Source organism: Anabaena sp. FACHB-595 (assembly GCF_048568275.1).
GTDB lineage: Bacteria > Cyanobacteriota > Cyanobacteriia > Cyanobacteriales > Nostocaceae > Trichormus.
Genome location: NZ_CP183473.1, coordinates 4115612 through 4141057, shown reverse-complemented (window position 1 = coordinate 4141057; position 25446 = coordinate 4115612). Strand labels below are relative to the sequence as shown.

General features: G+C 42.5%; 29 protein-coding genes. 9 read left to right on the top strand and 20 right to left on the bottom strand.

Annotation, left to right across the window (positions count from 1 at the left end; all coding sequences use genetic code 11):
- The first annotated feature begins 65 nt into the window (after window positions 1-65).
- Window positions 66-395 carry a low molecular weight protein tyrosine phosphatase family protein gene (locus ACN222_RS17185; RefSeq protein WP_010997586.1) on the top strand — a complete coding sequence of 110 codons (330 nt, stop codon included), beginning with the start codon at window positions 66-68 and terminating at the stop codon, window positions 393-395.
- Between the two features lie 113 nt (window positions 396-508).
- Window positions 509-1189, top strand: coding sequence for a Uma2 family endonuclease (locus tag ACN222_RS17180; protein WP_010997585.1), 681 nt, complete (start codon window positions 509-511; stop codon window positions 1187-1189).
- Between the two features lie 14 nt (window positions 1190-1203).
- On the opposite strand, the gene ACN222_RS17175 is transcribed toward ACN222_RS17180, so the two are convergent.
- Window positions 1204-2106 (bottom strand): STM4504/CBY_0614 family protein, encoded by a 903-nt coding sequence (locus ACN222_RS17175; protein WP_010997584.1) that lies wholly within the window; start codon window positions 2104-2106, stop codon window positions 1204-1206.
- A gap of 155 nt (window positions 2107-2261) precedes the next feature.
- Here ACN222_RS17175 and ACN222_RS17170 point away from each other — a divergent pair, with 155 nt between their 5' ends.
- Together ACN222_RS17170 and uppS are read left to right on the top strand one after the other, a co-directional pair.
- Entirely contained in the window at window positions 2262-3194 is a 933-nt protein-coding gene (locus ACN222_RS17170) for a hypothetical protein (protein ID WP_010997583.1), read from the top strand.
- A 115-nt stretch (window positions 3195-3309) separates the two neighbouring features.
- Window positions 3310-3996, top strand: a complete 687-nt coding sequence (gene uppS, locus ACN222_RS17165; protein ID WP_419756867.1) for a polyprenyl diphosphate synthase — start codon at window positions 3310-3312, stop codon at window positions 3994-3996.
- A 71-nt stretch (window positions 3997-4067) separates the two neighbouring features.
- Here uppS and ACN222_RS17160 read toward each other — a convergent pair whose 3' ends face one another.
- The 11 genes from ACN222_RS17160 to petB all read right to left on the bottom strand — a co-directional run bounded on the left by ACN222_RS17160 (window position 4068) and on the right by petB (window position 13386).
- Window positions 4068-6050 carry a primary-amine oxidase gene (locus ACN222_RS17160; RefSeq protein WP_419756866.1) on the bottom strand — a complete coding sequence of 661 codons (1983 nt, stop codon included), beginning with the start codon at window positions 6048-6050 and terminating at the stop codon, window positions 4068-4070.
- A 119-nt stretch (window positions 6051-6169) separates the two neighbouring features.
- The gene (locus ACN222_RS17155) at window positions 6170-6694 is read right to left on the bottom strand and encodes a tetratricopeptide repeat protein (protein ID WP_010997580.1); all 525 of its coding nucleotides are present in this window, start codon (window positions 6692-6694) and stop codon (window positions 6170-6172) included.
- A gap of 114 nt (window positions 6695-6808) precedes the next feature.
- Entirely contained in the window at window positions 6809-7624 is an 816-nt protein-coding gene (locus tag ACN222_RS17150; RefSeq protein WP_010997579.1) for a transporter substrate-binding domain-containing protein, read from the bottom strand.
- Between the two features lie 12 nt (window positions 7625-7636).
- Window positions 7637-7993, bottom strand: a complete 357-nt coding sequence (rplT, locus tag ACN222_RS17145) for a 50S ribosomal protein L20 (protein ID WP_010997578.1) — start codon at window positions 7991-7993, stop codon at window positions 7637-7639.
- 26 nt (window positions 7994-8019) lie between these two features.
- Window positions 8020-8217, bottom strand: a complete 198-nt coding sequence (gene rpmI, locus ACN222_RS17140; RefSeq protein ID WP_010997577.1) for a 50S ribosomal protein L35 — start codon at window positions 8215-8217, stop codon at window positions 8020-8022.
- Window positions 8218-8299: 82 nt separating this feature from the next.
- Window positions 8300-8671: a hypothetical protein gene (locus ACN222_RS17135; protein ID WP_010997576.1), complete on the bottom strand. Its 372-nt coding sequence runs from the start codon at window positions 8669-8671 to the stop codon at window positions 8300-8302.
- 76 nt (window positions 8672-8747) lie between these two features.
- A complete protein-coding gene (locus ACN222_RS17130) occupies window positions 8748-9914 on the bottom strand; it encodes a glycosyltransferase family 4 protein (RefSeq protein ID WP_010997575.1) in 1167 nt (388 codons plus the stop codon).
- Window positions 9915-9977: 63 nt separating this feature from the next.
- Entirely contained in the window at window positions 9978-10982 is a 1005-nt protein-coding gene (locus ACN222_RS17125) for a GDP-mannose 4,6-dehydratase (protein ID WP_010997574.1), read from the bottom strand.
- 334 nt (window positions 10983-11316) lie between these two features.
- The gene (locus ACN222_RS17120) at window positions 11317-11760 is read right to left on the bottom strand and encodes an ATP-binding protein (protein ID WP_010997573.1); all 444 of its coding nucleotides are present in this window, start codon (window positions 11758-11760) and stop codon (window positions 11317-11319) included.
- 325 nt (window positions 11761-12085) lie between these two features.
- The gene (petD, locus tag ACN222_RS17115) at window positions 12086-12568 is read right to left on the bottom strand and encodes a cytochrome b6-f complex subunit IV (RefSeq protein ID WP_010997572.1); all 483 of its coding nucleotides are present in this window, start codon (window positions 12566-12568) and stop codon (window positions 12086-12088) included.
- A gap of 170 nt (window positions 12569-12738) precedes the next feature.
- The gene (petB, locus tag ACN222_RS17110) at window positions 12739-13386 is read right to left on the bottom strand and encodes a cytochrome b6 (RefSeq protein WP_010997571.1); all 648 of its coding nucleotides are present in this window, start codon (window positions 13384-13386) and stop codon (window positions 12739-12741) included.
- 368 nt (window positions 13387-13754) lie between these two features.
- On the opposite strand from petB, the gene ctpA reads away from it, so the two are divergent.
- A complete protein-coding gene (gene ctpA, locus ACN222_RS17105; RefSeq protein WP_010997570.1) occupies window positions 13755-15008 on the top strand; it encodes a carboxyl-terminal processing protease CtpA in 1254 nt (417 codons plus the stop codon).
- A 39-nt stretch (window positions 15009-15047) separates the two neighbouring features.
- Here ctpA and ACN222_RS17100 read toward each other — a convergent pair whose 3' ends face one another.
- Window positions 15048-15734, bottom strand: coding sequence for an MBL fold metallo-hydrolase (locus tag ACN222_RS17100; protein ID WP_010997569.1), 687 nt, complete (start codon window positions 15732-15734; stop codon window positions 15048-15050).
- Between the two features lie 291 nt (window positions 15735-16025).
- Between ACN222_RS17100 and ACN222_RS17095 the strand changes: the two genes are divergently transcribed.
- Window positions 16026-17501, top strand: a complete 1476-nt coding sequence (locus tag ACN222_RS17095; protein ID WP_010997568.1) for a site-2 protease family protein — start codon at window positions 16026-16028, stop codon at window positions 17499-17501.
- A 123-nt stretch (window positions 17502-17624) separates the two neighbouring features.
- Here ACN222_RS17095 and ACN222_RS17090 read toward each other — a convergent pair whose 3' ends face one another.
- The 7 genes from ACN222_RS17090 to ACN222_RS17060 all read right to left on the bottom strand — a co-directional run bounded on the left by ACN222_RS17090 (window position 17625) and on the right by ACN222_RS17060 (window position 21786).
- Window positions 17625-18134: a YceD family protein gene (locus tag ACN222_RS17090; protein ID WP_010997567.1), complete on the bottom strand. Its 510-nt coding sequence runs from the start codon at window positions 18132-18134 to the stop codon at window positions 17625-17627.
- A gap of 161 nt (window positions 18135-18295) precedes the next feature.
- Window positions 18296-18814 (bottom strand): protein jag, encoded by a 519-nt coding sequence (locus ACN222_RS17085; RefSeq protein WP_010997566.1) that lies wholly within the window; start codon window positions 18812-18814, stop codon window positions 18296-18298.
- Window positions 18815-18817: 3 nt separating this feature from the next.
- A complete protein-coding gene (yidC, locus tag ACN222_RS17080; RefSeq protein ID WP_010997565.1) occupies window positions 18818-19960 on the bottom strand; it encodes a membrane protein insertase YidC in 1143 nt (380 codons plus the stop codon).
- Window positions 19961-20174: 214 nt separating this feature from the next.
- Complete coding sequence (locus tag ACN222_RS17075) at window positions 20175-20558, bottom strand: PH domain-containing protein (RefSeq protein ID WP_010997564.1); 384 nt, start codon at window positions 20556-20558, stop codon at window positions 20175-20177.
- Window positions 20545-20967 carry a ribonuclease P protein component gene (gene rnpA / locus ACN222_RS17070; protein WP_010997563.1) on the bottom strand — a complete coding sequence of 141 codons (423 nt, stop codon included), beginning with the start codon at window positions 20965-20967 and terminating at the stop codon, window positions 20545-20547. The genes ACN222_RS17075 and rnpA overlap by 14 nt, the downstream gene beginning before the upstream one ends.
- 25 nt (window positions 20968-20992) lie before the next feature.
- The gene (rpmH, locus tag ACN222_RS17065) at window positions 20993-21127 is read right to left on the bottom strand and encodes a 50S ribosomal protein L34 (RefSeq protein WP_010997562.1); all 135 of its coding nucleotides are present in this window, start codon (window positions 21125-21127) and stop codon (window positions 20993-20995) included.
- A gap of 146 nt (window positions 21128-21273) precedes the next feature.
- Window positions 21274-21786, bottom strand: a complete 513-nt coding sequence (locus ACN222_RS17060; RefSeq protein ID WP_044521759.1) for a DUF2808 domain-containing protein — start codon at window positions 21784-21786, stop codon at window positions 21274-21276.
- 732 nt (window positions 21787-22518) lie between these two features.
- Between ACN222_RS17060 and ACN222_RS17055 the strand changes: the two genes are divergently transcribed.
- Genes ACN222_RS17055 through ACN222_RS17045 form a run of 3 tightly spaced genes read left to right on the top strand, consistent with a single transcriptional unit; the run spans window position 22519 to window position 25421 of the window.
- Entirely contained in the window at window positions 22519-23688 is a 1170-nt protein-coding gene (locus tag ACN222_RS17055; protein ID WP_044521757.1) for a Re/Si-specific NAD(P)(+) transhydrogenase subunit alpha, read from the top strand.
- A 39-nt stretch (window positions 23689-23727) separates the two neighbouring features.
- Entirely contained in the window at window positions 23728-24021 is a 294-nt protein-coding gene (locus ACN222_RS17050; protein WP_010997559.1) for an NAD(P) transhydrogenase subunit alpha, read from the top strand.
- Window positions 24018-25421, top strand: coding sequence for an NAD(P)(+) transhydrogenase (Re/Si-specific) subunit beta (locus ACN222_RS17045; protein WP_010997558.1), 1404 nt, complete (start codon window positions 24018-24020; stop codon window positions 25419-25421). Before ACN222_RS17050 ends, ACN222_RS17045 begins: the two co-directional genes overlap by 4 nt.
- Window positions 25422-25446: the final 25 nt, after the last annotated feature.

Sequence of the window (25446 nt, the reverse complement as noted above, 5' to 3'; positions counted from 1 at the left end):
GCCCCATCTTTCGGATAAGATTCGATGAATCCGACTTTTTACCAGACTTTTCTGACTTTATAATCATGAAGAAAATTTTATTTATTTGTAGTCAAAATAGATTGCGTAGTCCCACTGCTGAGGTTGTATTTGCTGAATATGAAGGATTGGAAACGGATTCGGCGGGTTTAGACCATTATGCAGAGGTTCCAGTTTCCTCAGAAGCTATCGAATGGGCTGATATTATTTTTGTTATGGAGCAGCTACATAAACAGAAATTAGCCAAAAATTTCCAGCCTTTTCTCAAAAATAAAAGAGTTATATGTTTAGATATACCAGATGAATTTGAGTATATGGAACCAGCTTTAATTGAGATATTAAAGAAAAAAGTGCTGCCGTTGTTAGGTACATATTAAGACATCCGATTTTCTCCTAGACTTTTCTAAACCTGACTGACAAGCGCAAACAATAAAGCCCTATTGTCGAATACAATAAAAATCATTAGGTCATCTCAACACCATCATTATCTATGGTGAAATCCGACCCTCGCCTCTCTTTACCTAGCAGTGCTGAACTTCCTTGTTCAGACGATACCCCTGTGGATAACGAAGACCAAAATTTTATTCCCAACTTGCTCCTATTCTTACTGGAATATATTTGGGCAAACCGTAAAGACTGGTTTTTCGGTGTTGATATGGGCGTTTATCATACAACAGGGGTCAGTCCACTTGTGCCAATTGTGCCGGACGGATTTTTGAGCTTAGGTGTAGAACGCCGCAAAGCAGATAAATCTCGTAAAAGCTATGTTGTTTGGGAAGAAGACAATATTGCACCTATACTGGCTTTAGAAATTGTCTCTTTAACTCCTGGTGGAGAATACGACAAGAAATTAGATACTTACGCCAAGCTAGGGGTACTATACTACATTATTTATAATCCAGAGTATTGGCAGCGCGATCGCCACCAACCTTTTGAAGTTTATCGTCTAGTAAATGGTGGCTACCAATTACAAATCGGTGAACCCTTTTGGATGTCAGAAATTGGGTTGGGAATTGGTAGAGGACAGTATATTTCTGGTGATTTACAGCGTCAGGTTTTATATTGGTATGACCAACAAGGAAAGCGATATCAAACCCCAGAAGAACAGCTAGAAGCAGTACAAAAACAACTTGAGCGTTATCGCCAGCAATTTGGAGAACTGCCAGAATAAAGTAAAAATTAACTTTAAGGCAGCGTCTTCTCTGCTTCTAACAAAAATAGGATTGTGCTTGCCGTCATATGAAGTTGATAGCCAGCAAAGTATTGTGGGACATTAAGTGGTTGAGAACCTTGACCATGACCACCATTTTTATTTCTCATGGTAGGCACTCCACTTTCAAGATTTTGTCTAAGTGAAGAAAATTGGTCTTGTAAATAAGTAGGAATTAGATTGTTCTGAAAGCAAACATTAATAAGTTTTTTAGCTGTGTCTCCAGGCTGGTAACTCCATCCTTGAGTATCACATATAGTTTTCATAGTACTCTCAAAAGCCTTGAGACATTCAACAAGACATTCCTTGTAGTGTCCATGTCTGTAGTGTTCGTGTGCTTTTAGAAATTCCTCATTCACTCCCTGAAATCTGCTATCACTTAGCAAGTGTAAAACTGGCTTGACTGCTTCAGCATGAATTATCTGAGAATCAATTTTGATAATTTTACCTGACTCATATTGATAACCTAATCCGTGTTCTCTAAACCTGAAGTTTAATTCTTTAATTGCTTCATCGGCTGTAATTTTTGAATTTTTAATAAATGCCATTCTGTTTCTATATGTATAGTCAATCAATTTAAAACTTAACTCTATAAAATCAAGAGTATGTTCTGTTTTCTCAGTATTGAACATAAAAAGATTAATTATATCCTTGCCTACAATTGATTGTTTTAACTTACCGTATTCACGGTATAGTCTGCTATAAATTTCGCTAAAACTCTTTATTAATTCTATATCTACAGGTTCAGCTATAACATCATAAATAATGTAAGCAATCTGCACGCGAAGCGGTTGAGGGATATCAACATACTGATAAACATCAGGAAATTCTTCTCTTAGCCTTGTTTGACGCTTTGAGTATATATCGTAGACTTTCATACTTAATAAACTCTATACAATAGATATATACTAAACCAAAGACTTTTTCCCTGACTTTTCCAACTGAATCACATAAAACTGCCGACTTTAGCCGACTGACAAACGCTGGTGCGATCGCTTAGGCTATTGGGCATAGAAGTCATAGTATAAAAATTATGCTTGATACCACCAGCCCACAACTAGAAGCATCGGCGGCACAAAGCTATGCTCATCCTCACTACTGGCAAACACAGAGCCGTATTCGCTCCCTCATAGATAAATATATTGCAGTCGAAATACTACGCGCTCGCTTGCAAGATTTACCGATACAATTTGCCAATCCCCAAGCGCGTCCCTGGAAACTAATTGACTGGCAAGCCATTAACCGCAACCAAATTATCGGTATAGAACCAGAAGTATTTTTATCTATATTGATCGGTGCAATGGACACAGAAGCCCCCATTCGAGGCTACACCCAAACCAGTCGGCAATATTTAGAAAAGTTACATCCCCAGATGGCGCGGTTTGTCGGTGGAACAGTCGATGGAGATGGCGAACTCCAAGAACTTGGTTTGTGGGAAAAAGAAGAACGTCAACACACACCCGCATTAATCAAAATCTACACCCAATTAACAGGGGAGAAAATCACCCCTAAACATCGTACAATCAGAGGCTACCTCCCCACAAATGACCCCCAAGAAGACCTCTATCGCCACGGCTTACACCGCGTAGCCACAGAATACGGTGCAACCTGCCTTTACCTGTGGCTAATGGCGCACACAACAGGCGCACTCCAAGAAGTTCTCGAAGAACTCACGAAAGACGAAATCAACCACATGACCAAATTCTGGGGCTTTGGAGTTTGGGCTTTTCCTGACACAGGACTAATCCGAGTAGGGCGCACCCTCATCAAAACCCGTTCCCAAACCTATCAACGTAACAACCTCATGCGAACCCTACGCCGCATGATGAATACACTTAACTGGAACGCCTGGACACTCACCAACAAAGCCACCCTCATCTACACATCAACCCAAACCATGCGCCGCCTGTGGACATGGCACAACACCCTTAACCCAAAATATCTCAACAATCTACTAAGTAGTTAATAACCCCTCTATACTCTCCTCTGCGTGAACTTTCCCCCAATCCACCCATCAACACCAAAAATGACCCCCCCCAGACTTAGATCCCCAAAAAATCCCCCAACACATAGCCGTCATCATGGATGGTAACGGCAGATGGGCAACTAGCCGAGGATTACCACGCATAGCCGGACATCGCCAAGGCGCAAGAACACTCAAAGAACTCTTGCGCTGCTGTAAAGATTGGGGAATCAAAGCCCTCACCGCCTACGCCTTCTCTACGGAAAATTGGCAGCGTCCCATCGAAGAAGTAGATTTTCTGATGCTTTTATTTGAGCGATTACTGCGCCGGGAATTATCGCAAATGCACCGAGAAGGAGTGAGAATTTCCTTTATTGGCGATTTGACAGCATTACCCAAGTCACTACAAACGGAAATGGAACGCTCCATGACAGAGACATTAAATAATCAAGCAATTCACTTTACTGTTGCAGTCAACTATGGCAGTCGCAACGAAATTACTAGAGCCTGTCGTCAAGTAGCGGAACTGGTGCAACAAGGCAAACTCAGTGCTGATGCAGTAAACGAAGGTATTGTAGAACAACATCTTTACACAACAGATACTCAACCACCAGATTTATTGATTCGGACTAGCGGAGAGATGCGATTGAGTAACTTTCTGTTGTGGCAGATGGCATATACAGAGATGTATTTCACAGATATTCTGTGGCCTGATTTTGACAGAGAAGCATTTCATCAGGCTTTGTTGAGTTACCAAAAACGCGATCGCCGTTTTGGTCAAGTTAAAGCTTTAATCTCAGCCTAATATATCACCCACGGCAGGGCATAGACCCACTGTAGGCGATCGCGATTGATGAATACAATTGCTGCAACAACTTACTCAGGCAGATTAATCGCCGGATTGCGGCTAAAAAAGCCTCTAGGTGAAAGTTTAAAGCCAAGCTTGTGAACCGGCATCACAGGCCAATCTTCTGGCTTAGGTACATGAGTAATACCCATCGTGTACCACAAAACAATATCTTGACCCATCAACGATTCATCATCAGCAATATACTCAGGTAAACCTTTTCCTGGTGGTGCTTGATTAGGATAATCACCGCCGGCATATAATTCATGTGGTTTATATCGAGTCACCCAAACATGATGAGTGGCAAACTCAGCTTTCTGCCGAATTTTTGCCCCCTCCACAGGGAAAAATACCGTATTACCTCCCGGCATCAGCATATATGCAGGGGCAACCCCTAAAGCATTTTTCTTATCTGCATTCGCAATCATCCATTCCCGACTGTGTTTGATATCCAAATCACGGACAGCAGCCTTTTCTGTTTTGAGTGGGGTGTCTTTGACAACAATGGCATTGCCGATAGGATTGTTCTTACCTATCGGCAAGCTTGCCACGTTCATTTCCATGACATTATTAGCTTGACCGTCCACATCCATATCTAAGCGATAGTTAAAAAAGTGTTGGTGATTGACACCAAAAATATTTTTAGCCAGCAATCTCCCATAGAAATTATCTTCAGGTTGGGTTTCCGCTTCTGTTCCCTGCACCAAAACAATACCGGTTAAATCATTCTCTACTTCTAACGTGCCGTCTTGGTGGAAAATCCAGTTAATACCGTAATCATAGTTATCAACCGCCGCCGTGATGGTAATGACTAATTGGCGATCGCGCCGCACATCGTTGCGTTGGGTATTATATTCATAATGCTTCCAAAGTATGCCGTTATCCCGTTCGTAGATACCCACAACCCCAGGCATAACATAGGGTTCCCCTTCTTCATTAGCAAACACAGCATCAAATAAAACGCCATTTTGGGGAATTTCCTTTCCTAACTCCATTGTGCTGGCGAGTAAACCCAGATTATATTCACCAACATCGAAAGCGTTTCTAAATGACCAAGTAGGATCAGGGTCGCCATAAGGTACAACCATCTCCGATAAGCTGGCGCGATACAATACTGGTCGGACATTTCCCCCATCTTTGCAATTTACTTGATACAGTACCAACCCATCACGGGGGTGCATAACATACCGAAACTTCCAACCTTGCCAGGTGACTTCATTACCCTGAATTTGGAAACTCTTTCCTTTTGGTTGCAGTATTTGTAAGAGTTTCGGCGGTGAGAGTAATTTACCTAAAGACTGTAAATCATAATTCCAATTTTCTTTGGAGATGGGAACTATCCCCTGGTCGATAAAATTGGTGACTGTACCTTTATTTAAATCAACCGTTGCTATCACACCCTCAATAGGACTACCGTAATAATTCCAGCGTTCCCCGCGATAAAATAATAAAGTCCGACACAAACGCCCCCCTGTTGCTGCTTCTTCTTGACTTAGAATGCCCGCCGCCCAGCAACTCACCTGCACTTGGTCAAAATCTGTAATTCCCCGCTTTTTCATCGCTTCTTGCCATCGGGAATCAGATTTGACTACATTGCGTGCTAGTTCATATTCTGAGTTAAAAATTGCCGGTTGCACATGGGGTTTCTCTTGCCAGGACGCTATTTTTTGCGTTTTCAGGTCAACAATACCCTCATAGGTTTTATTTTGCGCGCGCTCATATACTACCAAAAAAGCCTTGCGCTCAAATGATTGACCTTGTGTAAAATTTCTAACTTCTTGTTTATCTGGTTCAGCCAAGGTAATTAACGGAAAAGCAGCCATGTCAGTTAAAGACTTTTCCTTTCTAATCAAGGCAACCGCCGTTTTAATTTCTGCCTCGGTTAAAGCTGTCAAAGGATGGGAAATTACTGGCTGTTTTGCTGTCACTGTTTCTATTAATATAAGTGATATACCACAGCAGATAATAATAGTAATAGCTAACAAGAAGAATAGCTTTAGCCGCTTTATCATTCTAGGAATCTGGCAATAAATTTATAGTTATTTATTTCCCAGAATTCAGATATAAAACCGAATAGTTAAGACAGATACCCGACTTTTTTGAGAAATCGGGGATCTAGGATATAGAACCATCAAGCAGTAACTAAACGCCGTAAAGACTCCGCACGACGTTTGGCTGTCGCATTATTGGGAGCAAATTTGAGTGCTTCTTCGTACATTTGCAAAGCCTGAGCAGTGAGTTTTTTACGCTCATAAGCATGACCCAAGTTATTTAAAGCTACTACATAATCGGGTTTAAATTTTAGTGCTTCCTTATACTGACGAATTGCTAAATCATACTGCTCTTGAGCAAAATAGGCGTAACCCAAACCATTGTAGATAGGTGCAGTATTTTCTTCTCCTTCTTCTTCGGCTGCTTTAAGAGCCTTTTGGAACAAAGGTATAGCTTGTGTGTACACTTTCTTCTCTGAATAAATACACGCTAACTCATAATATTCTTGAGCTGTACCCTTGTCTTTACTCAACTTGTTACGTAACCGTGATAAAGCACTTTCACGCTTACGAGTTTTGAACAGCTGGCGGAAAACACTCACAACTGCAAATCCCAGTATCCCCACCAACACGGAGAGATAAACAACCGCTAGACTGTTATCCATTATCTTCAAATCAAATTATTAAAGTGTCTTCTATCTCTATTATGGGTCTTTTGGGGACTCTTAAGAGGAGGGGCAAGGGAGCAGGGGAAGCAGGGGGAGCAGGGGAAGTAATGACTATTGACTATTGACCAATCCCCAATACTCAATCCGTTCTTTTAACCAACCTTGAGCGATGTAACGGGCGATCGCTTCGTTAATTTCTCTTCTCAATTCATCATACTGCAATCCTTTGGGCATGACTACAGACAAGGGTGCTGTGGATAATTTTGTTGGTAATAGGCGATATTGAGGATGTTCTCTCACCCAACCACTCAAGAGGCTACCATCGGCGGCGAAAGCGGCGACGCTATTATTTTCTATTGCTGCTTGTGCTTCTTGGTAAGAATTAACTCCCACTAACTCGGCCTTGGGGATGTAGTAACGGACTTCGGCGATGGTGCTGGAATTATTCAGGACAGCAATTTTGCGTTTGGCTAAATCATTTATTTGCTGTACAGTCGCGTCTTTGGTAATTAGGTAAGTGCCATCCATGTAGTAGGGGACACTGAAACTTACCAGGCGTGAGCGTGATTCGGTGGCGGTGACTCTGGCGATCGCTATATCAACTTTATGATTAAATACTACAGATAGGCGATCGCGATTACTCACAGGTTGCAATTTTACAGCGTCGGCTTTACCTAACAAATCAGCCGCTAAACGCTTTGCTAAATCAATTTCTAAACCTTGTAATTTGCCGTCAGCATCTTTAAACCCCAACAAAGGCAAATTATCCTTCACTGCTACAGTTATGTAGCCCCTACGTTGAATTTCTGGCATTTCGGCGGCAGATGCAACGAGTCCTGTTGCCGAAATCATGAAGCAAATAATGATGGCGGATAATATCAGATGTAACCGACTAATTATTTGCCATCTGTTACATCCGTTATTCATCCGTTACCATCCTTAACCTTTAGCTTGACTTGCTAATTCAGCCACTTTGCCGAAGCTAGCAGGATCGAGGACTGCCAATTGTGCCAACATTTTCCGGTTGAGTTGGATGTCAGCTTTTTTCAAGTTACCGATTAGCTGACTGTAGCTTAATCCATGTTGTCTGGAGGCAGCGTTAATGCGGGTAATCCACAGGCGGCGGAAATCGCGCTTTTTCTTTTTGCGATCGCGGTAAGCACTGCGGAGTGCCTTCATTACCTGTTGGTTGGCGGTTCTAAACAGGGTTGAGTGAGAACCACGGAAACCTTTAGCTAGTTTGAGAATTTTATTGCGGCGTTTACGAGCAACGTTACCGCGTTTTACGCGAGTCATATTTTATTCCTGAAAAACTTACAAATTTACAAATAAGGCAGCATTAAACGCACGTTTTCTTCGTCGCGCTCGTTGACAATCGCCATCTTAGAGAATTGACGCTTTTTATTGGTGGTTTTGTGTTCTAAAAGGTGGTTTTTGAAAGCTTTGCGGCGCACGATTTTACCAGTACCAGTGGCACGGAATCTTTTGGCTGCGGCTTTGCGTGTTTTTAGTTTAGGCATGGATTGGCTCTAATTCGACACAATCCCTCATTATATACTATTAAGTTCCTCTGGCTAGAGAACCAAGAAATATATCAACTGTTTATTCTTCCAAGCGTTGGGATGGAACTTCAATTGCTGTGACATCAATTGTCCCTTCTGGGGCAAAGCGTTGAAAATGACCTTTTTGTACAGTTAAGTTTTCTCCGCAATTAGGACATTGCAACTGACTATTATTTAAACCCGTAAATTCGTAACCACAGACGGGACATTGATCAGAGACTAAATTGCGTTCCAGCCACCAGCGAAACCCAAAAAACGCCACAACAGGCGCTAGAAACAACAATCCCACTATAATCAACAAGGAATTTACTAACCAGCCTAAACCCAAGGAAGCTAGTAACCAAGCAATTGCTAACAGCGTTAGCCAAGGGCGGAAGTTTAAAAGATTTAATTGAGAATTGTTAAGGCTCATTTTAAATACTATCTTGCTCTCCTTCTAGGATAGCGAGTTTGGTCATTAGTCATTAGTTCTGAGTGTGGACTATGGACTATTGACTCTGGACTAAAGACAAAAGCTGCTTTTGTAAAGCATCCATTCCGAACAGTGCGATCGCCTGTTCGCGCAGCCACTCTCCATCACAACGCTGATCGTCTCCTTGAAGAATTTCTAAACAAGCTGCGGCTACGGCTTCCGGGTTGCGATGGGGAACTCGCCAACCCAGTTTACCATCCTGCAAGGGGTCAGCCGAACCGTCATCATCACCAGACAGCACTGGTACACCACAAGCCATTGCTTCTAGATAAACAATTCCAAAACCTTCTTGTGAGGGCATAATATAGGCATCAGCTAGGCGGTAGTGTGCCATTAATTGTTCAGTGGGGACAAAACCTGCAAAAATCACGCGATCGCTTACACCTAAATCTTGGGCTAACTGAGCCAATCGCGGTTGGTCATCACCACGACCAATCACTAAATATTTTACTTCTGGGAACGCCTGGATAATTTTCGGCAATGCCCTAATTGTGACATCCACGCCTTTGTATATATCTCCTGACCACAATCGCGCTACAGTCATTAATACCTTGGCATCGCTTAAGCCATACTTCTCGATTAATTCTGGCTGTTTTGGGCCGGGAGTAAATTTCTTCCCATCTATGGCACAAGGCAACATTTTCACCTTATGAGGATCTATACCATTAACAGCACAGGCGCGATCGCGGCTATAGCGACTAATTGTCCAAATCTCCTTGGCTGATGCTAAAGCGCGGCGTTCTTGATTTTTTAACGGTTCCCAAAATTCTTTGCCATAAGTAAGGATAGTGTAGGGAATACCCAAGGGTTGGCAAAGTGTCTGTACTAAAACTGCTAGCTTGATATGTCCACAAAAGACCATCTGTGGTCTTCTCTGCAATAAAAATTTTAGTAGCACCCCGGCCATTTTGATTCTGCCTATTTGGGGTGATGGATTTTGGAAGTAATGAAATTTTAAATTATTAGATGTAAAAGGGTTTGAGCATTCAGGGCTATCCCGTAATAGTAATACTTCTGCTTGATAACCTTGACTCAATCCTGAATATGCCCGAAAAATATCCTTGACATAAGATTGAATTCCCCCTTCCTGTTTAAAAACCTCTAAAAACAAGAAGATATGGTTAACTTGTTCTCTAGAAGTTGTGCCTAAACTTATTTGTTCTCTCACTGTATCAATTGGCATTGAGATTCTTTCTATTGATTTTTAGAGATAGTACGGTGATGGGTGCAAGTGCGCTACGGTATCCTAATCTACCAGTAATTTTCCTTCTGATGCTTGGGCGATCGCACCGCTTTGTAATCTTTCTACATCTGTTTGCACCATTTTCTCTAAAAGTCTCTCAAAGCTAACTTCCGTTTCCCAACCAAGGTTCTTTTTAGCTTTAATAGGGTTAGCTACGAGCTGAAAATGTTCGTCTTGTCTGAGCAAATCTGTATTAATCACTACATGATTTTGCCAGTTTAAGCCCACCGACTCAAAAGCGATAGACACTAATTCTTTAACACTGTGCAGTTTTCCTGTACCTATTACGTACTCTTCTGGTTCCTCTGCTTGCAACATCAGCCACATAGCTTTGACGTAATCGCCAGCAAATCCCCAATCACGTTTAGCATCTAAGTTACCCATTTCCAGTGTCTGAGCTAAACCCAACTTAATCGATGCAGCAGCCAAAGAAACTTTACGCGTAACAAATTGAGGCGGGCGTAAAGGTGACTCATGGTTATATAAAATGCCACTACAGGCAAATAGACCATAGCGCTGTCGGTGATGCACCATTGTCCAATGGGCGTGTAACTTTGCTGCTGCGTAGGGATTTTTGGGACGAAAGCTGGTTTCTTCATCTTGAGGAGAAGATAAAACATCCCCAAACATCTCGGAACTACTAGCTTGATAGAATCTTGTAGATAAACCAACCTGTCGGACTGCATCTAACAGTCGGGTAGCAGTCCCAGTAATCAGATCCAAAGTTCCTAGTGGGTCTTTCCACGAATCAGGCACAAAACTAGGTGCAGCTAAATTATAAATTTCTTGGGGACGCAGTTGTTCCACTGCATTTAACAATGCTACAGGATCTCTCAAATCAACATTATATATTTCTACCTTGTTTGCCAAATCCCCTAACTTTGCCAAATTCGGTTGGCGGTGTGGTGAAACTAATCCCACTACTCGATAACCTTGATTGAGGAGCAAATGGCTGAGATAGTAGCCATCTTGACCAGTAATACCTGTAACTAAGGCTGTTTTAGTCATATCCTCTTCCCCATCCCCTCTTTGACCAATAAAGAGCTACAGCAGGCTAGGGAAGAATTACTGAGGGTTTATTCTACTTATAAACATCTCAATTCGACTTCCCACCTACAATAATTTTGCCTAATTTTAACAAAGTATTAACAGCAACTCGTATGCTAACTCTACTGCTACAAGTATAATTTTTTATACAAAAATGCTTTAAGTTAAAAGCACCCTACTCGGTTAATTGAAGTTTGCTAGGGTGGTTCTGTCACACTGACGCACCCTACATCTTGCATATTTTTTTATCTGGAAGTCTCTAAGCAAAAATTTCTACTCATCTTCCCTCACTCCCCTAATATTGTCCTTCCTTGGCATACTTAACTATGACTAAACAATTTCTACCATCCTCGCTACGTTCGTAGACCACACGGTCAGCCAAGCGCCGGAGGAGAAACCAGCCATAGCCTCCCACTTGTAGAGTACCTGGTACTGGTTCAGCGATCGCATCAGGATCAAACGGATTGCCATGATCCCAAATTCTAATTTCTATTTTGTTAATCCATAGGCTGACCTCAATTTCTATGGTCGTTTCTGGCGGTAAAGCACGATGTGCATGACGAACTGCATTGGTAAAGCCCTCTGCTAGTGCTAAGTTGAGGCGATAAAGTTGACCTTCTGTCCAGCCGAGTTGAGACAGGTATTTTAGGGAAAAGTCCTCAAACCATTGTTGTACTTGGTTAAGGAGCTTTAGTTCGCTCTTAATTGTTAGATGGTCGTGCTGCATTATGCCAAGCATTGACCGTAGCTTTCATGTAATTATGAGTAAGAATTTTATGTAATCTATCGTCTTCAGTCTATTTTAGTTTTTGGATGATTTTTTGTATCCAAAGCTAAAAATTTAATTTGGTCATTAGTCATTGGTCAACACTAGGAACTACATCTCAGCAACCCCCCTATCACTAAAATTGACACCTGTGTGGTGTTTTCAAGAGCGCATATCCTTGATATGAATGGCATTTTCGACTACGTACACCTTAAGGGTGACTTGTCATTAGACATCATAACTTCCAGATATACGCTCCTGAAACCTACAGGTGTCAAGAAGCTTCTAGGTGACTAGCTTAGAACAATCCTAAGGTCAAAGATTTGTCTAATGGTAACGCAGCACCAATACCCAACCACAGAGTTACCAAGGTTCCAAACAAGAACACTGTGGTTGCAACTGGACGACGGAAGGGGTTTTGGAACTTGTTGACGTTCTCAATGAAGGGAACGAGGATTAGTCCCAAGGGTACGGAAGCCATTGCTAATACTCCCAACAATTTGTTAGGAAGCGATCGCAAAATTTGGAATACTGGGTACAAATACCACTCTGGTAAAATTTCCAGTGGTGTAGCGAAAGGATTTGCTGGTTCGCCTGTCATGGCGGGGTCTAGTACGGCTAGAGCCACGATACAAGCGAATGAACCCATAATTACAATTGGGAATACATACAGCAAGTCGTTGGGCCAAGCTGGTTCGCCGTAGTAGTTGTGACCCATGCCTTTGGCGAGTTTAGCTCTTAACGTAGGATCGCTCAGATCGGGTTTTTTGTGTGTAGCCATTTTTGAATGCGCTCTCCTGCTTAAAATTCAGTTAAAGCCTTGATCAAACCTTTATTGAGGTTTTTTGACAGCGTTGAGTTTCAGATACTAGTTTTTTGAGTTATGAGTCTTAATTGCTGATTTTTCATCAGTTTAAAACAAACTACTGGCTCTGAAAACTAGTTGCTGGATTACAAAGGCCCGGAAATACCTTGCTTGCGGATCATCAAGAAGTGGAACAGCATAAATACTGCAATCAACCAAGGTAGTACAAATGTGTGGGCGCTGTAGTAGCGGGTCAGGGTTGCTTGACCAACACTGGAACCACCACGCAGTAGGTCGGAGATGAGTACACCGACTACAGGAATCGCTTCTGGTACACCACTAACGATTTTCACAGCCCAGTAACCTACTTGATCCCAAGGTAGAGAATACCCTGTAACACCGAAAGAAACGGTAATTACAGCGAGGATCACACCACTTACCCAGGTTAATTCACGGGGCTTTTTGAAACCACCAGTTAGGTAGACGCGGAAGACGTGGAGAATCATCATCAACACCATCATGCTGGCAGACCAGCGATGGATGGAGCGAATTAGCCAACCGAAGTTTACCTCGTTCATAATGTATTGAACGGAGGAGTAAGCTTCAGCAACTGTTGGCTTGTAATAGAACGTCATAGCGAATCCAGTGGCAAACTGGATTAGAAAGCAAACTAGGGTAATACCACCCAAGCAGTAGAAGATGTTGACGTGGGGAGGGACGTATTTGCTTGTGACATCTTCAGCAATTGCTTGGATTTCCAAGCGTTCCTCAAACCAGTCGTAAACGTTGGCCATACAATCTCAAGTTCCTAAAAATCGGTTGCGTTTGATTCAATCTCCCAATTGGCAATTTTGGGATTTTCTTTTAAGAGGAGTTTTTCGTCTGTTTTTAACTCTTGCAGAATGTCAAGAGTTTTCACAAACTTAACACTCTGTAAATATGGAATATATTGCGTTCTCTTTGCAAGCCAACTCTATTGGTGGGTACAAAGTAGATCATAATCCTTTTGGTAAAGGGGATGCACTAATATCAGATGCCTTAACAACTTGATGAGAATAATGCACCACTTCTATAAAAAAAGTAACATAGTCGAGAGATAGATTTCATTAATGATCATGCGACTGGGCAATTCTAGGCAATTTCGGTTGAGGTAAAACTGCAAATGGGGTTCATGCAAAAACAGTTTTTTCGGCTAGGATTTTCGCTATTGGTGGCTTTGAGTTTGGCTGTAGGAATAGTAGTTCAACCAGCCACAGCATTGACGGAGGAACAGAAACTAGTTTCAGAAGTGTGGCGAATTGTCAATCGCTCTTATCTAGATGAGACGTTTAACCATCAAAATTGGGCAAATGTGAGACAGAAGGCATTGGAAAAGCCCCTGACAGACCATAAAGCTGCTTATGGGGCGATTCAGAATATGCTCAAGACTTTAGGTGATCCTTTTACGAGGTTTTTAGACCCTGAGCAATACCGCAGTTTACAGGTTAATACTTCTGGAGAACTGACCGGAGTGGGTTTACAAATCGCCTTAAATCCCCAGAGTGGAAAATTGGAAGTGGTTTCTCCTATTGCGGGTTCGCCGGCAGATCAAGCGGGTATTAAACCACGCGATCGCATTGTGAAAATTGAAGGAATTTCCACAACGGATTTGACTCTCGATGAAGCAGCCACGAGGATGCGCGGCCCCATAGGTAGTTTAGTCACGCTTGTAATTGAACGTGACGGAGAAGGGGAAAAAGAAATCAGAATAGTGCGCGATCGCATCGCTCTTAACCCTGTTGTGGCAGAATTACGCTCATCCCCCGAAGGTAAGTCTTTCGGCTATCTTCGCCTCACTCAATTCAATGCCAATGCCTCAATGGAATTAGCACACGCTATTTCTAGTCTAGAGAAAAAGGGTGCTGCTGCCTACATTTTAGATTTGCGTAATAATCCAGGCGGTTTACTGCAAGCCGGCATTGAGATTGCCCGTCAGTGGTTAGATTCCGGCACAATTGTCTACACTGTCAATCGCCAAGGTATTCAGGGTAGCTTTGAAGCCTTTGGCCCAGCCTTGACAGACGATCCATTAATAATTCTAGTTAACCAAGGAACCGCCAGTGCCAGCGAAATTCTCGCCGGCGCACTCCAAGATAACGGCCGCGCTCAGTTGGTAGGTGAAACTACATTTGGTAAGGGTTTAATCCAGTCTTTATTTGAGTTGTCCGATGGTTCTGGCTTGGCGGTGACAATTGCCAAGTATGAAACTCCTAATCACAGAGATATTAACAAGTTAGGCATTAAACCAAATACAGTTGTTACTCAGCAAATACTCACCCGCGATGAAATTGCCACAGAAACAGATTTGCAATATCAAGCGGCTTTGGATCTGTTGAGTAAAGATTCGGTAGTAGCAGGGATTGGGAATAAAGGCTAGGAGGCTGGGGGAGTGATCAATTCTCAACTCCCCACTCTCCTAAATTAGCGGTTGTGTTTGTAGTAAAGCTTTTAAATCCAAGGAGGCTAGGCGCTGGTATGCTGTATCTATGGAGCGTTTACCTCTGAGGAAACCAGTGTTAGCACCGGGACAGATGTATTGCAGGGTTTCTGGAGTTAAGGTTTCTAAGATTGTTTGTAAGCTCTTAATTTGTCGGGGCCAGTGAAAAGTTTTAGCGGTACGTAAAGGAACAGGTTCGCCTTTTTGGTTAGGAAGTAAATGGCGACCGGAAAATAGTACCCCGCCCTGGTGGTTATAGTATAAGCAAGAGGAGCCGGGAGAGTGTCCGGGTGTCCAGATAGCTTTGGCTGTGGGGGTGACGGCGAATTCTTGAGTGAATGTAGTGACGGTTAAGCCTGGTAGTAAATAGGCTTCTTGTTCTTGAATGAGAATGTCACAGCCATAATTTTGTTGAATTTCTGCTGTTCTCCCAATAGCGCCACGATGGGTGAGAAATAACCATCTTACGCCACCATGCGATCGCAAAAAATTTAAATTTGTTTGGTCTAAGGCGGGACAATCTATGAGGATATTCCCTTCATTTCCTACAATGAGATAAGAGGTTCCCCCTAATGTGTCCCGATTTGGTGGAAAAGCAAAAATACTGTCCAAGACATCCCGTGGTGACTTAGTTATATGACTAGGCTGTTGAGGTGAGGGACACATAAGAAAAAACCAAACCTGAGGAGTTGTGAAAATATAGTTACAGAACAAAGTTGAATTTGTTTTTGGCAGTGGTTATTGGTCAGTGGTTTTCGATATGTGAAAACTACCCCATCAGGGGACAAGGTATGAAATCAGATCCATAAACAACTGACAACAAATAACTGAGGCGCAAAGAGTTAATCAACCTTGTTGAACTTTATCTAAAAATCTGGGGTCGCGGGTCTGCTTTGTAGCGGTGGCTGTGGTGCTAACACTACTTGCACGACATTTTTCAAAATTACTGTAGAAAACATGACATTCTGGTTTCTCCTCCTATTGGGAATAGCTACTTATCTGATGGTGCAGCGCAGTGTTGCTAACATCACCAAGACACCCATCTGGCTGTTATGGCTGGTGTTGATGACACCTGCGTTGGTTTTAACTGGATGGACACTGGTTTATGGGGTGAAACAACCGCCGCCGCCAGCCCTGATATTTTGGCCGTCAATTATCTGCCTTTTGTTATACTGGCTTTTGTTTCAGTGGGGACGGCAATTGCCGAGGGATACGCAAACTGCACCCCAAACCACAGAATCACAATCGGCTAATCATCCTACCGCAGAACCAGTGCCTGTACGTCCCATTGAACCAACGGAAGAAACCCAACTGCGAAACTGTTTTCCCTGGTCTATTTACTACGTCCAAAACATTGAGTATAGACCCCAAGCGGTGATTTGCCGAGGGCAGTTGCGAACTACACCAACTCAAGCTTACCAGCAGATTAGAGCTAACATCGAAGCTCAATTTGGCGATCGCTTCTTGCTCATCTTTCAAGAAGGTTTTAATGGTAAGCCATTCTTCGTCTTGGTTCCCAACAGCCAAGCGGCTAAAGCCAATTCTAGAAAATCTGAACAACTAACACGCCCAGGATTGGCTTTATTACTGTTAGTAGCTACTTTAGTAACAACCACCTTAGTAGGTGCAAAAATCGCCGGTATTGACCCTACAAGGCTACAATCTGACCCGAAATTACTTTTTCAGGGATTACCCTATGCTTTAGCTTTAATGACTATCTTGGGTATCCATGAGATGGGTCATTACCTGACAGCTAGATTTTATAAAATTCGCTCGACCCTGCCCTACTTTATCCCTATACCTTTTTTCTTGGGAACTTTTGGTGCATTTATTCAAATGCGGAGTCCAATTCCCAACCGTAAGGCTTTATTTGATGTTGGTATTGCTGGACCCTTAGCTGGTTTTATCGCTACATTACCGCTAGTTATTTGGGGTTTGGCTCATTCAGATTTGGTTCCCTTGACTGAAAACACTAGTTTGTTAAACCCTGACGCACTGAATCCTAAATATTCAATTCTTGTGGCGTTACTGGCTAAATTAGCCTTAGGAAGTGCCTTAACAGCAAAATTAGCGATTGATTTACATCCAGTCGCAGTTGCTGGTTTTTTGGGATTAATTGTCACAGCATTAAATCTTATGCCCGTGGGGCAATTAGATGGTGGTCACATTATCCATGCGATGTTTGGGCAAAGAACTGCTATGTTTATTGGTCAAATTGCCCGCCTGTTGCTGTTGTTGCTGTCTTTAGTTCAATCTGAATTTTTCGTATGGGCAATTATCTTATTGTTCATTCCCTTAGTCGATGAACCAGCTTTAAATGATGTGACGGAATTGGATACCAAGCGCGATATTTTAGGGTTGTTGGCAATGGCTTTATTGGTAATAATTGTGTTGCCAATGCCGGAGGCGATCGCTAATTTATTACAAATCTAAATATCACAAAGAATAATTTATTTTGCATATTTAAGAAGGTTAGTAGTAAAAACTTTAGTTGTAATTTTCCTAAGTACTAAACTTCTTACTACCAACACTTAAAATTACATGGGCAAAATATTACTATCCTGGTAACTGTTTTTTCAGTGCCTTCAACCCAGACCAACGATTATCAATCCCTTGCTCTGAACTTTCACCACTATTATCAGTTAGAATGCCCGGACAATTAATGTCACATAATTGACGTTGCGGCAACGCTAAACACATTTGTTCATACAACCATTCACTGGGATAAAAATAACCATTAGGCGATACGGTTTCTAGCAAATCTTCCATAGCTACTTCCCGTTCTAAAGGCAGGTTTTGCTCTTGCTCGACAGCCTCATCCAACCAAATAACTTCTTGAGTATTTACAGCTAAACGCTGATTGTACTGCTGTAAGCAGCGATTGCAGGTACAAGTAATAATTGCTTCCGCCTGTGCTGACACTTGCAGGTAATTACCCTGATGCTGTATGCGGACAAGGCCACGTACAGGTGTCAAAGTCTCTAGCCCAGGCAGAAACTCCTTAACTTGAACTTCCTCTGTCCGCTCCGGGGCTTTAGTTAGCTGCGGAATAAAGATTGCGTCCATAGGATCTGGGAAACATCATTACAAGAATTTATGTCAATCATCAGCAATTTTGCTGATAATCCATTTTTAGTTTAGCTTTTAGGAAGAATAAATATGCAGACTATAGATGGGCAACTGGGTAAAATATATTTTCTAACCTCTAGCCTCTAACTTCTAGCCTCTCATAATTCATTCACAGCCGGACGCACAACTAAATGACGATGGGGTTCTTTACCACGGCTAAAGGTTTCTAAATCGCCAAAGTCTTTTAAGAAAGTGTGTACTAAACGCCGTTCCGCAGAACTAAGAGATTTTATCTCTATTTCTTGGCCTGTAGAACGTACCTGCTCGGCTGCTGTTTCTGCTATTTTTTGAATTTCGGCTTGTCGTTTAACCCTATAACCGTTCAATTCTACGGTGTAGGAAGCTTGTCCTTCCTGGGGTTGATTGATATTGAGAGTGGAATTAACTAAATACTGAATCGCGTCTAATACAGAGCCATCAGCACCAATTAAAGTTTGAATTTGCTGTGGGTTTAAATTGGTTTCGTCAATCGTCAACCAGTAGCCATCTATTTCTTGGGAATCTTCATTGTGAGATTGAGCAGTTTCTAAACTACCGTGAATCTCAGCTGATACCCCAGTGAGTTCCAGCAGTGATTGTAACCACTGCTGACCTCGCTGCATGGGATTGTTGCTCATTTATCAACCTGTGGTCTTTTTCTTAGAACTTTTTGGCTCAAAAGGTAATGTCTTTTGTTCCGCCACCGCTTGTTTTTCCTGAGTTTCTACAATTTTTTGTATTTCCTCTGGTAAAGGTTCGCGGGAGAGGATATAGGTTTGTAGGGTTTGGAAAACGTTACCAATCACCATGTACATGAGTACACCAGCCGGCAGAGGGAAGAACAAAAACATCCCGGAAAATATCACAGGAGTAATTTTGTTGACCGTATCCTGTTGGGGATTACCACCACTAGAATTTTGCCCAGAAAGCATTTGGCTAACGTAAAGGCTGATACCAAAGAAGACGATCATTCCCACGATATCCCAGTGGATGGTGTTATCGGGATCGATTGCGCCTACTCTACCTAAAGCATCAATGAATAAAAATCCTTTATCGGCAGCTAATCCGGGAATTGTACCTTGAATGGTGACATCTCCTGGCTGTAGGGCTTCTATATTGCCCTCGGCATCGATTTTAATTCGATCTTCACCCTTGGTAATTTTCCATTCAGGCGACAGTTTACTCTCTGGGTGTTCGGCTAATAGAACTGGGAATGGTTTACCCTCAAGGGTCTGATATTGAATTTTAGTTTTTTCGCCTACCGCTAACTTATTACCGCCAGGGAGGATGGCTGTAACTTTAGTATGCTCCCCATCGGCAATGTAAATATTTTGCGGGGGAGTGGCGAACGCTTGGGGTTGGATGCGTTCGATTTGCTCAGAGGGGAAGATTTGCAGGTTCACAGAGTAATTAACTCCAGCAAATGGTGAACCCCGCAAGGTGGCAAACAGAGCCAACAGGACTGGCATTTGCAGCAGTAACGGCAAACATCCAGCTAAGGGGTTGCCAAACTCCTTCTGGACGTTCATCATTTCTTCTTGCTGCTTCTGCGGATCGTCCTTATAGCGCTCTTTGATTTCTGCCATCCGCTTTTGCATGAGGGGTTGCACAATTCGCATTTTCCGCATATTGCGAATTTGACCAGCACTCAGGGGATAGAGCGCGAAGCGGATTATCAATGTTAAGGCAACGATCGCCAATCCATAGCTCGGCACAACGCTATAGAAAAAGTCTATGATCGGCAACATGACGTTGTTCGAGAGAAACCCGATACCAAAATCCATTATTCTGAATTCAACCTGAGGTACTGTAAACTGAACTGAATCTAATTTATCTAAATCGGGATGACTGTGCGACTATATTATGCTACGGATAGCCGCACAAGATGATAAATAGGGAGTAATGAACGGTAACTAGTGGTTGGTAATTGGGAATTATCTGAATTTTTTATTTTATATAAGCGAATCTTCTATTCCCTATTCCCTAATCCCTATTTCCCTACTTCGCAGTATATTGAGGATTTTTGGCAGCAATTTTGTCATTGATGTAGTCATAAACTTCGCGGAAATTGGGAACAGCCCGCAATTCTAAACGACTACCATTTCTTAAAGTAACTACCATATCTCCCCAAATACCAAGACCACGGGGAACTTTGACGATCTTAGTAATTTCTGAATAAATTACGTCTGAGCGATCGCGTCCCATCCAACCACCCATTACAGATATTCTGCGATCGGTGATGCGGTAGCGTAACCATAATGCTCTGACAATTGCTCCAACTGCTAAGGGAATACCTACAACAGTTAGCCCAACTAGTATATTCAAAATTAGATCCCCAATGTGGGGGCCGCCTTCATAATAAACTTCTTCACGAATGCCCATGTAATACCTCAGTTTGTGCCAACAACTGCTCTAATTCTTGCAGAAATTGCTGGCTTCCGCACTTACTTTCTGCGGCTGTTGGCTTCACAATTACTACTAATTTCCACCCTGGTGCTAATCTCGGCAATAATTGCTGCATAGCAGCCGTAATTTGCCGTTTTATGCGGTTACGCACCACCGCCCTCTTACTAACTTTGGTACTAATCGAGACACCAATGAGCGTACTAGGTATATTTTGTACTTCATCTACTGGTTGGGTTTGAGCGGCAGTATCCAAAGAAGACTTTCTGGCAGATGACGGTTTTAATGCTCGCAATGTGAAATGTGAGCTGTTTCGTCTCAGCCCTTCTCGGAAAACTGCCTGAAAATCATGCCGGGATTTTAATCGATTTGCTTTGGGCAATGCCACAGCTATTCTTTGCGCCTAAAATACCCTACACGCTCAAACGATGACGACCTCTCTTTCTTCTGGCTCTGATGACGTTTCTGCCATCTGGAGTCCGCATTCTGGCACGGAACCCAGAAGTTCTTTTTCTCTTACGGTTTGTCCCACCGAGCGTTCTCTGCATACTTTTGTCCTCTTAGACGATTTTTTATAAAAAATCACAATCTATTATCTTATCACTGTGGATAGCTAATAGTCTATAAAGACGTAATTAGGGAGCAGTGGTTGCTGAGTAAGCATTTCTCCCTTAACTGCCTCTATACCTCTCAATTAATTGATGCTTAAAATCCAGGTTCCCAAGTATCGTAGTAAGGGGACATCTCCAGGTGAGAGAATTTGACAGTTGAAGTAAAAAGTTCCACCAAATGCTGGGTTACGTACATTGGAAAGAACTAACTCTACTCTGCTACCTGCTGGTACTGGCTCTTCGGGGAAAATCTCCAACAGGCGACCTTCTCTATCCCATTTCACTTCGGATACAGGAACTTTTTTGTCTCCCACTCTGATTTCAATATCTTTGGTGTCAAAACTTCCTTTATAGTGATCCGGATAGGTAATGGCAAATTGAGCAGCTGCCAATTTCATTTTCTGGGCAGGAATCCTTAATATATATCTATCCCAGCTATTGCTCTGCCCACCAAAATCTAAGCGAAAGGGTAGCTGATTTTCGCTTTTAACACCACTAAATAATGTAAATCCAGGTAGACTTTGTGCCGAGGTAATAGTTGGTAAGCCGGCTATTACACAACTAGTAACGGCTAAACCTGAAAGTAAACGTCTCATAGTTAGTCTCCTCCACCAAGGTAATTTTATAGATATCACGAGATTTACGTATAAAAGCACTCAATCAAGGTCTTACGTAAGTCCTCTGTTATTTTTGCTTCATGTGATACACTTTAGACGTTCGGTGGAGGCAAAAAGTGCCATTTTTGCTGAAATCACAACTGTTAGTAATAACACTAGTACTGGAAGTAAATAGAAACACACTTAGTAAGTGATTTTGTTTCTAAATATGTACAAGTGTATCTTAATTTAGGTTGTTTGTTATAAAAATTGAGCTATCTAATGAGCGATCGCCTGTTAAGTTGAGATAGATTGGTAAAAATCAGCTTGCATCATATCAATAACCATTCAAAAAAATAACTAAACATTTGTTAGAAAATAATCAAGCTAAAAAAAATATAAGTTTGCTGAATATTACGGTATGTAATAGAAAAGAAACATAAAGATTTTGCAATCCCGAAAATAAGCTAAAGAGAAGGATAAAACTTGGGGTATCAAAATAGAATTTGCAATATGTAAGCGATTGGCAACTATCAGCAAATTGGAAATTTGCCAGATGCTCAGAAAAGCTTTGTCTGTTGCATCACCAGAGTTAAGGGGAACGCTCAAGTTTCAATCAAAAAGGAAAATCAATTTTTCATAGCTCGGCGTAAGAGCCATGAGTGAATGACATTCCTCATAAGCAAAGTTGCAGATTTTGCAGAGATTAGGTATTTATCTTCAGGAGATTTCATGAGAATAGCAGTTGCTAAAGAAATTGAAGTTTGTGAACGACGTGTAGCCTTAAATCCTGACACTGTTGCCCGATTGGTAAAACAAGGTTTAGAGGTTTGGGTAGAAGCCGGTGCAGGAGAGCGATCATTTTTTGATGATGCTGCCTATGTAGCAGCAGGCGCGACAATTGTTGGCGATTCCGGTAAATTATGGGGCGAAACAGATGTTTTGTTGAAAGTTAGCCCACCGCAAGAACGGGAAGATGGACGCTTAGAGATTGATTTATTACGGGAAGGTGCTGTCTTAATTAGCTTCCTGAATCCCTTGGGTAATCCGGTAGTGGCGCAACAACTGGTGAATCGTAAAGTCACAGCCTTGAGTATGGAATTGATCCCCAGAACTACCAGGGCGCAATCGATGGATGCTTTATCTTCACAAGCGTCACTGGCGGGTTATAAAGCGGTATTAATTGCGGCGGCGGCGTTACCAAAATATTTCCCCATGCTGACAACAGCCGCAGGAACAATTGCCCCAGCTAAAGTATTTATTATGGGTGCTGGTGTAGCAGGATTGCAAGCGATCGCCACAGCTAGACGTTTGGGCGCAGTTGTAGAGGCCTTTGATATTCGTCCGGCTGTCAAAGAAGAAGTGCAGAGTTTAGGGGCAAAATTCGTCGAAGTCAAACTCGAAGAAGAAACAACCGCCGCCGGTGGTTATGCGAAGGAAATTTCTGAAGCTAGTAAACAGCGCACTCAAGAAGTCGTCGCGGAACACGTTAAAAATTCTGATGTAGTCATTACAACTGCTCAAGTACCAGGTAGAAAAGCGCCAGTGCTAGTCACAGCAGAAATGGTTGCACAAATGAAACCCGGTTCAGTGATTGTCGATTTAGCGGCTGAACAAGGTGGTAACTGTGCTTGTACTGATCCTGGTAAAGATATTGTCTGGAACGGGGTGACAATTATCGGCCCCATCAATCTCCCTTCATCAATGCCAGTCCACGCCAGCCAATTGTATTCCAAGAACCTCACATCTTTGCTGCAATTGCTAATTAAAGATAAAGCCTTACAAGTAGATTTTACAGACGACATCATTGATGCTGCTTGCATTACCCACGCTGGAGAAATTCGCAATCAACGCGTCAAGGATGCGTTACAAGCTTCGACTACTCAACTAGTTAGGGACTAGAGACTAGTCTCTAGCCTCTCAATAATTAAGGAGTTTTAAATGACAGAGGCATTACTTGCAGCTTTGTTTGTATTTGTGTTGGCATCATTCATTGGCTTTGAAGTCATTAACAAAATACCGCCCACTCTCCATACACCATTAATGTCAGGCTCAAATGCCATTTCTGGTATTGCTGTGATTGGCGCAATATTAGCATCGGGTGAAAGAAACACTAATTTATCCGTAATTCTAGGTTTGATTGCTGTGACTCTGGCAACAGTCAACGTTGTTGCTGGGTTTCTCGTTACCGACAGAATGTTGCAAATGTTCAAGAAGAAGGAAGTTAAAGCGTGAGCGACTTTTTACCAACTGGAATACAGCTGACGTACTTAGTCGCTGCATCCTTATTTATTCTGGGTTTGAAAAAATTAGGTTCCCCAGCTACAGCGCGTAACGGGAATGTGATTGGCGCTGTGGGGATGTTGTTGGCAATTGTCGCCACAATGTTAGATCAGCACGTCCTCAATTATGAAATGATTTTGTTAGGTTTAGCGATTGGTTCAGGTATTGGTGCGATCGCTGCCTACAAAGTCCAGATGACAGAAATGCCCCAAATGGTAGGTTTACTTAACGGTTTGGGTGGTGCGGCTTCGGCGTTAGTTGCTGTGGCTGAGTTCTGGCGGTTATTGGATGCAGGCGCACCTGTACCCTTAGATGTGAACATCTCCATGTTGTTGGATGTGTTGATTGGTGGTGTCACCTTCACAGGTAGTTTCCTCGCCTTCGCCAAATTGCAAGGATTAATTAGCGGTTCACCAATTACCTTTCCTTTACAACAACCATTTAACCTCTTACTTTTGGGTGGTTATCTAGCTGGGAGCGCTTATTTAATCGTTACACCAGATAGCTTACCTGTATTCTTGGCAGTCGTTGCCGTTTCCCTAGTTTTGGGCGTGATGTTCGTCATCCCCATTGGTGGGGGAGATATGCCGGTGGTAATTTCCCTGTTGAACTCTTTGTCAGGGATAGCGGCTGCTGCTGCTGGTTTCGTGGTGATGAACAATATGTTAATCATCGCCGGCGCATTGGTGGGGGCTTCCGGTTTAATCTTGACGGAAATCATGTGTAAAGCCATGAACCGTTCCCTCTTCAGCGTCCTGTTTAGCGCTTTTGGTTCTGTGAGTGCAGGTGGCGCTGGTGCGGCTACTGGTACAACAGATCAAACAGTCCACAGCATCGATCCTGAAGAAGGCGCAATGATGTTGGGTTATGCTCGTTCTGTGGTGATTGTTCCTGGTTATGGGATGGCTGTAGCTCAAGCACAACATAGTGTGAGAGAGTTGGCTGATCAATTAGAACGGATGGGTGTTGATGTTAAGTATGCCATTCACCCCGTTGCTGGGAGAATGCCCGGACACATGAACGTGTTGTTAGCTGAGGCGAATGTACCATATACCCAGTTGTATGACATGGAAGATATTAACCCCCAATTTGAGCAAGCAGATGTAGCTTTAGTGATTGGGGCGAATGATGTAGTCAATCCGGCGGCGCGGAGTGATACCGCTAGTCCAATTTATGGGATGCCAATTTTGGAAGTAGATAGGGCGAAGCACACTATTGTAATTAAGCGCGGGATGAGCGCAGGTTTTGCCGGTGTAGATAATGAGTTGTTTTACAAAGATAAAACCACAATGCTTTTTGGTAGTGCGAAAGATATGGTGGCGAAGTTAGTTTCTGAAGTGAAGCAACTTTAGGGAATTAAGAATAATTTCTAGGTTT

Excerpts from the sequence above, each read along its gene's own strand:
- ACN222_RS17185 (WP_010997586.1), top strand. The coding sequence starts at position 66 with ATGAAGAAAATTTTATTTATTTGTAGTCAAAATAGATTGCGTAGTCCC.
- ACN222_RS17180 (WP_010997585.1), top strand. The coding sequence starts at position 509 with ATGGTGAAATCCGACCCTCGCCTCTCTTTACCTAGCAGTGCTGAACTT.
- ACN222_RS17175 (WP_010997584.1), bottom strand. The coding sequence starts at position 2,106 with ATGAAAGTCTACGATATATACTCAAAGCGTCAAACAAGGCTAAGAGAA.
- ACN222_RS17170 (WP_010997583.1), top strand. The coding sequence starts at position 2,262 with ATGCTTGATACCACCAGCCCACAACTAGAAGCATCGGCGGCACAAAGC.
- uppS (WP_419756867.1), top strand. The coding sequence starts at position 3,310 with ATGGATGGTAACGGCAGATGGGCAACTAGCCGAGGATTACCACGCATA.
- ACN222_RS17160 (WP_419756866.1), bottom strand. The coding sequence starts at position 6,050 with ATGATAAAGCGGCTAAAGCTATTCTTCTTGTTAGCTATTACTATTATT.
- ACN222_RS17155 (WP_010997580.1), bottom strand. The coding sequence starts at position 6,694 with ATGGATAACAGTCTAGCGGTTGTTTATCTCTCCGTGTTGGTGGGGATA.
- ACN222_RS17150 (WP_010997579.1), bottom strand. The coding sequence starts at position 7,624 with ATGAATAACGGATGTAACAGATGGCAAATAATTAGTCGGTTACATCTG.
- rplT (WP_010997578.1), bottom strand. The coding sequence starts at position 7,993 with ATGACTCGCGTAAAACGCGGTAACGTTGCTCGTAAACGCCGCAATAAA.
- rpmI (WP_010997577.1), bottom strand. The coding sequence starts at position 8,217 with ATGCCTAAACTAAAAACACGCAAAGCCGCAGCCAAAAGATTCCGTGCC.
- ACN222_RS17135 (WP_010997576.1), bottom strand. The coding sequence starts at position 8,671 with ATGAGCCTTAACAATTCTCAATTAAATCTTTTAAACTTCCGCCCTTGG.
- ACN222_RS17130 (WP_010997575.1), bottom strand. The coding sequence starts at position 9,914 with ATGCCAATTGATACAGTGAGAGAACAAATAAGTTTAGGCACAACTTCT.
- ACN222_RS17125 (WP_010997574.1), bottom strand. The coding sequence starts at position 10,982 with ATGACTAAAACAGCCTTAGTTACAGGTATTACTGGTCAAGATGGCTAC.
- ACN222_RS17120 (WP_010997573.1), bottom strand. The coding sequence starts at position 11,760 with ATGCTTGGCATAATGCAGCACGACCATCTAACAATTAAGAGCGAACTA.
- petD (WP_010997572.1), bottom strand. The coding sequence starts at position 12,568 with ATGGCTACACACAAAAAACCCGATCTGAGCGATCCTACGTTAAGAGCT.
- petB (WP_010997571.1), bottom strand. The coding sequence starts at position 13,386 with ATGGCCAACGTTTACGACTGGTTTGAGGAACGCTTGGAAATCCAAGCA.
- ctpA (WP_010997570.1), top strand. The coding sequence starts at position 13,755 with ATGGGGTTCATGCAAAAACAGTTTTTTCGGCTAGGATTTTCGCTATTG.
- ACN222_RS17100 (WP_010997569.1), bottom strand. The coding sequence starts at position 15,734 with ATGTGTCCCTCACCTCAACAGCCTAGTCATATAACTAAGTCACCACGG.
- ACN222_RS17095 (WP_010997568.1), top strand. The coding sequence starts at position 16,026 with ATGACATTCTGGTTTCTCCTCCTATTGGGAATAGCTACTTATCTGATG.
- ACN222_RS17090 (WP_010997567.1), bottom strand. The coding sequence starts at position 18,134 with ATGGACGCAATCTTTATTCCGCAGCTAACTAAAGCCCCGGAGCGGACA.
- ACN222_RS17085 (WP_010997566.1), bottom strand. The coding sequence starts at position 18,814 with ATGAGCAACAATCCCATGCAGCGAGGTCAGCAGTGGTTACAATCACTG.
- yidC (WP_010997565.1), bottom strand. The coding sequence starts at position 19,960 with ATGGATTTTGGTATCGGGTTTCTCTCGAACAACGTCATGTTGCCGATC.
- ACN222_RS17075 (WP_010997564.1), bottom strand. The coding sequence starts at position 20,558 with ATGGGCATTCGTGAAGAAGTTTATTATGAAGGCGGCCCCCACATTGGG.
- rpmH (WP_010997562.1), bottom strand. The coding sequence starts at position 21,127 with ATGCAGAGAACGCTCGGTGGGACAAACCGTAAGAGAAAAAGAACTTCT.
- ACN222_RS17060 (WP_044521759.1), bottom strand. The coding sequence starts at position 21,786 with ATGAGACGTTTACTTTCAGGTTTAGCCGTTACTAGTTGTGTAATAGCC.
- ACN222_RS17055 (WP_044521757.1), top strand. The coding sequence starts at position 22,519 with ATGAGAATAGCAGTTGCTAAAGAAATTGAAGTTTGTGAACGACGTGTA.
- ACN222_RS17050 (WP_010997559.1), top strand. The coding sequence starts at position 23,728 with ATGACAGAGGCATTACTTGCAGCTTTGTTTGTATTTGTGTTGGCATCA.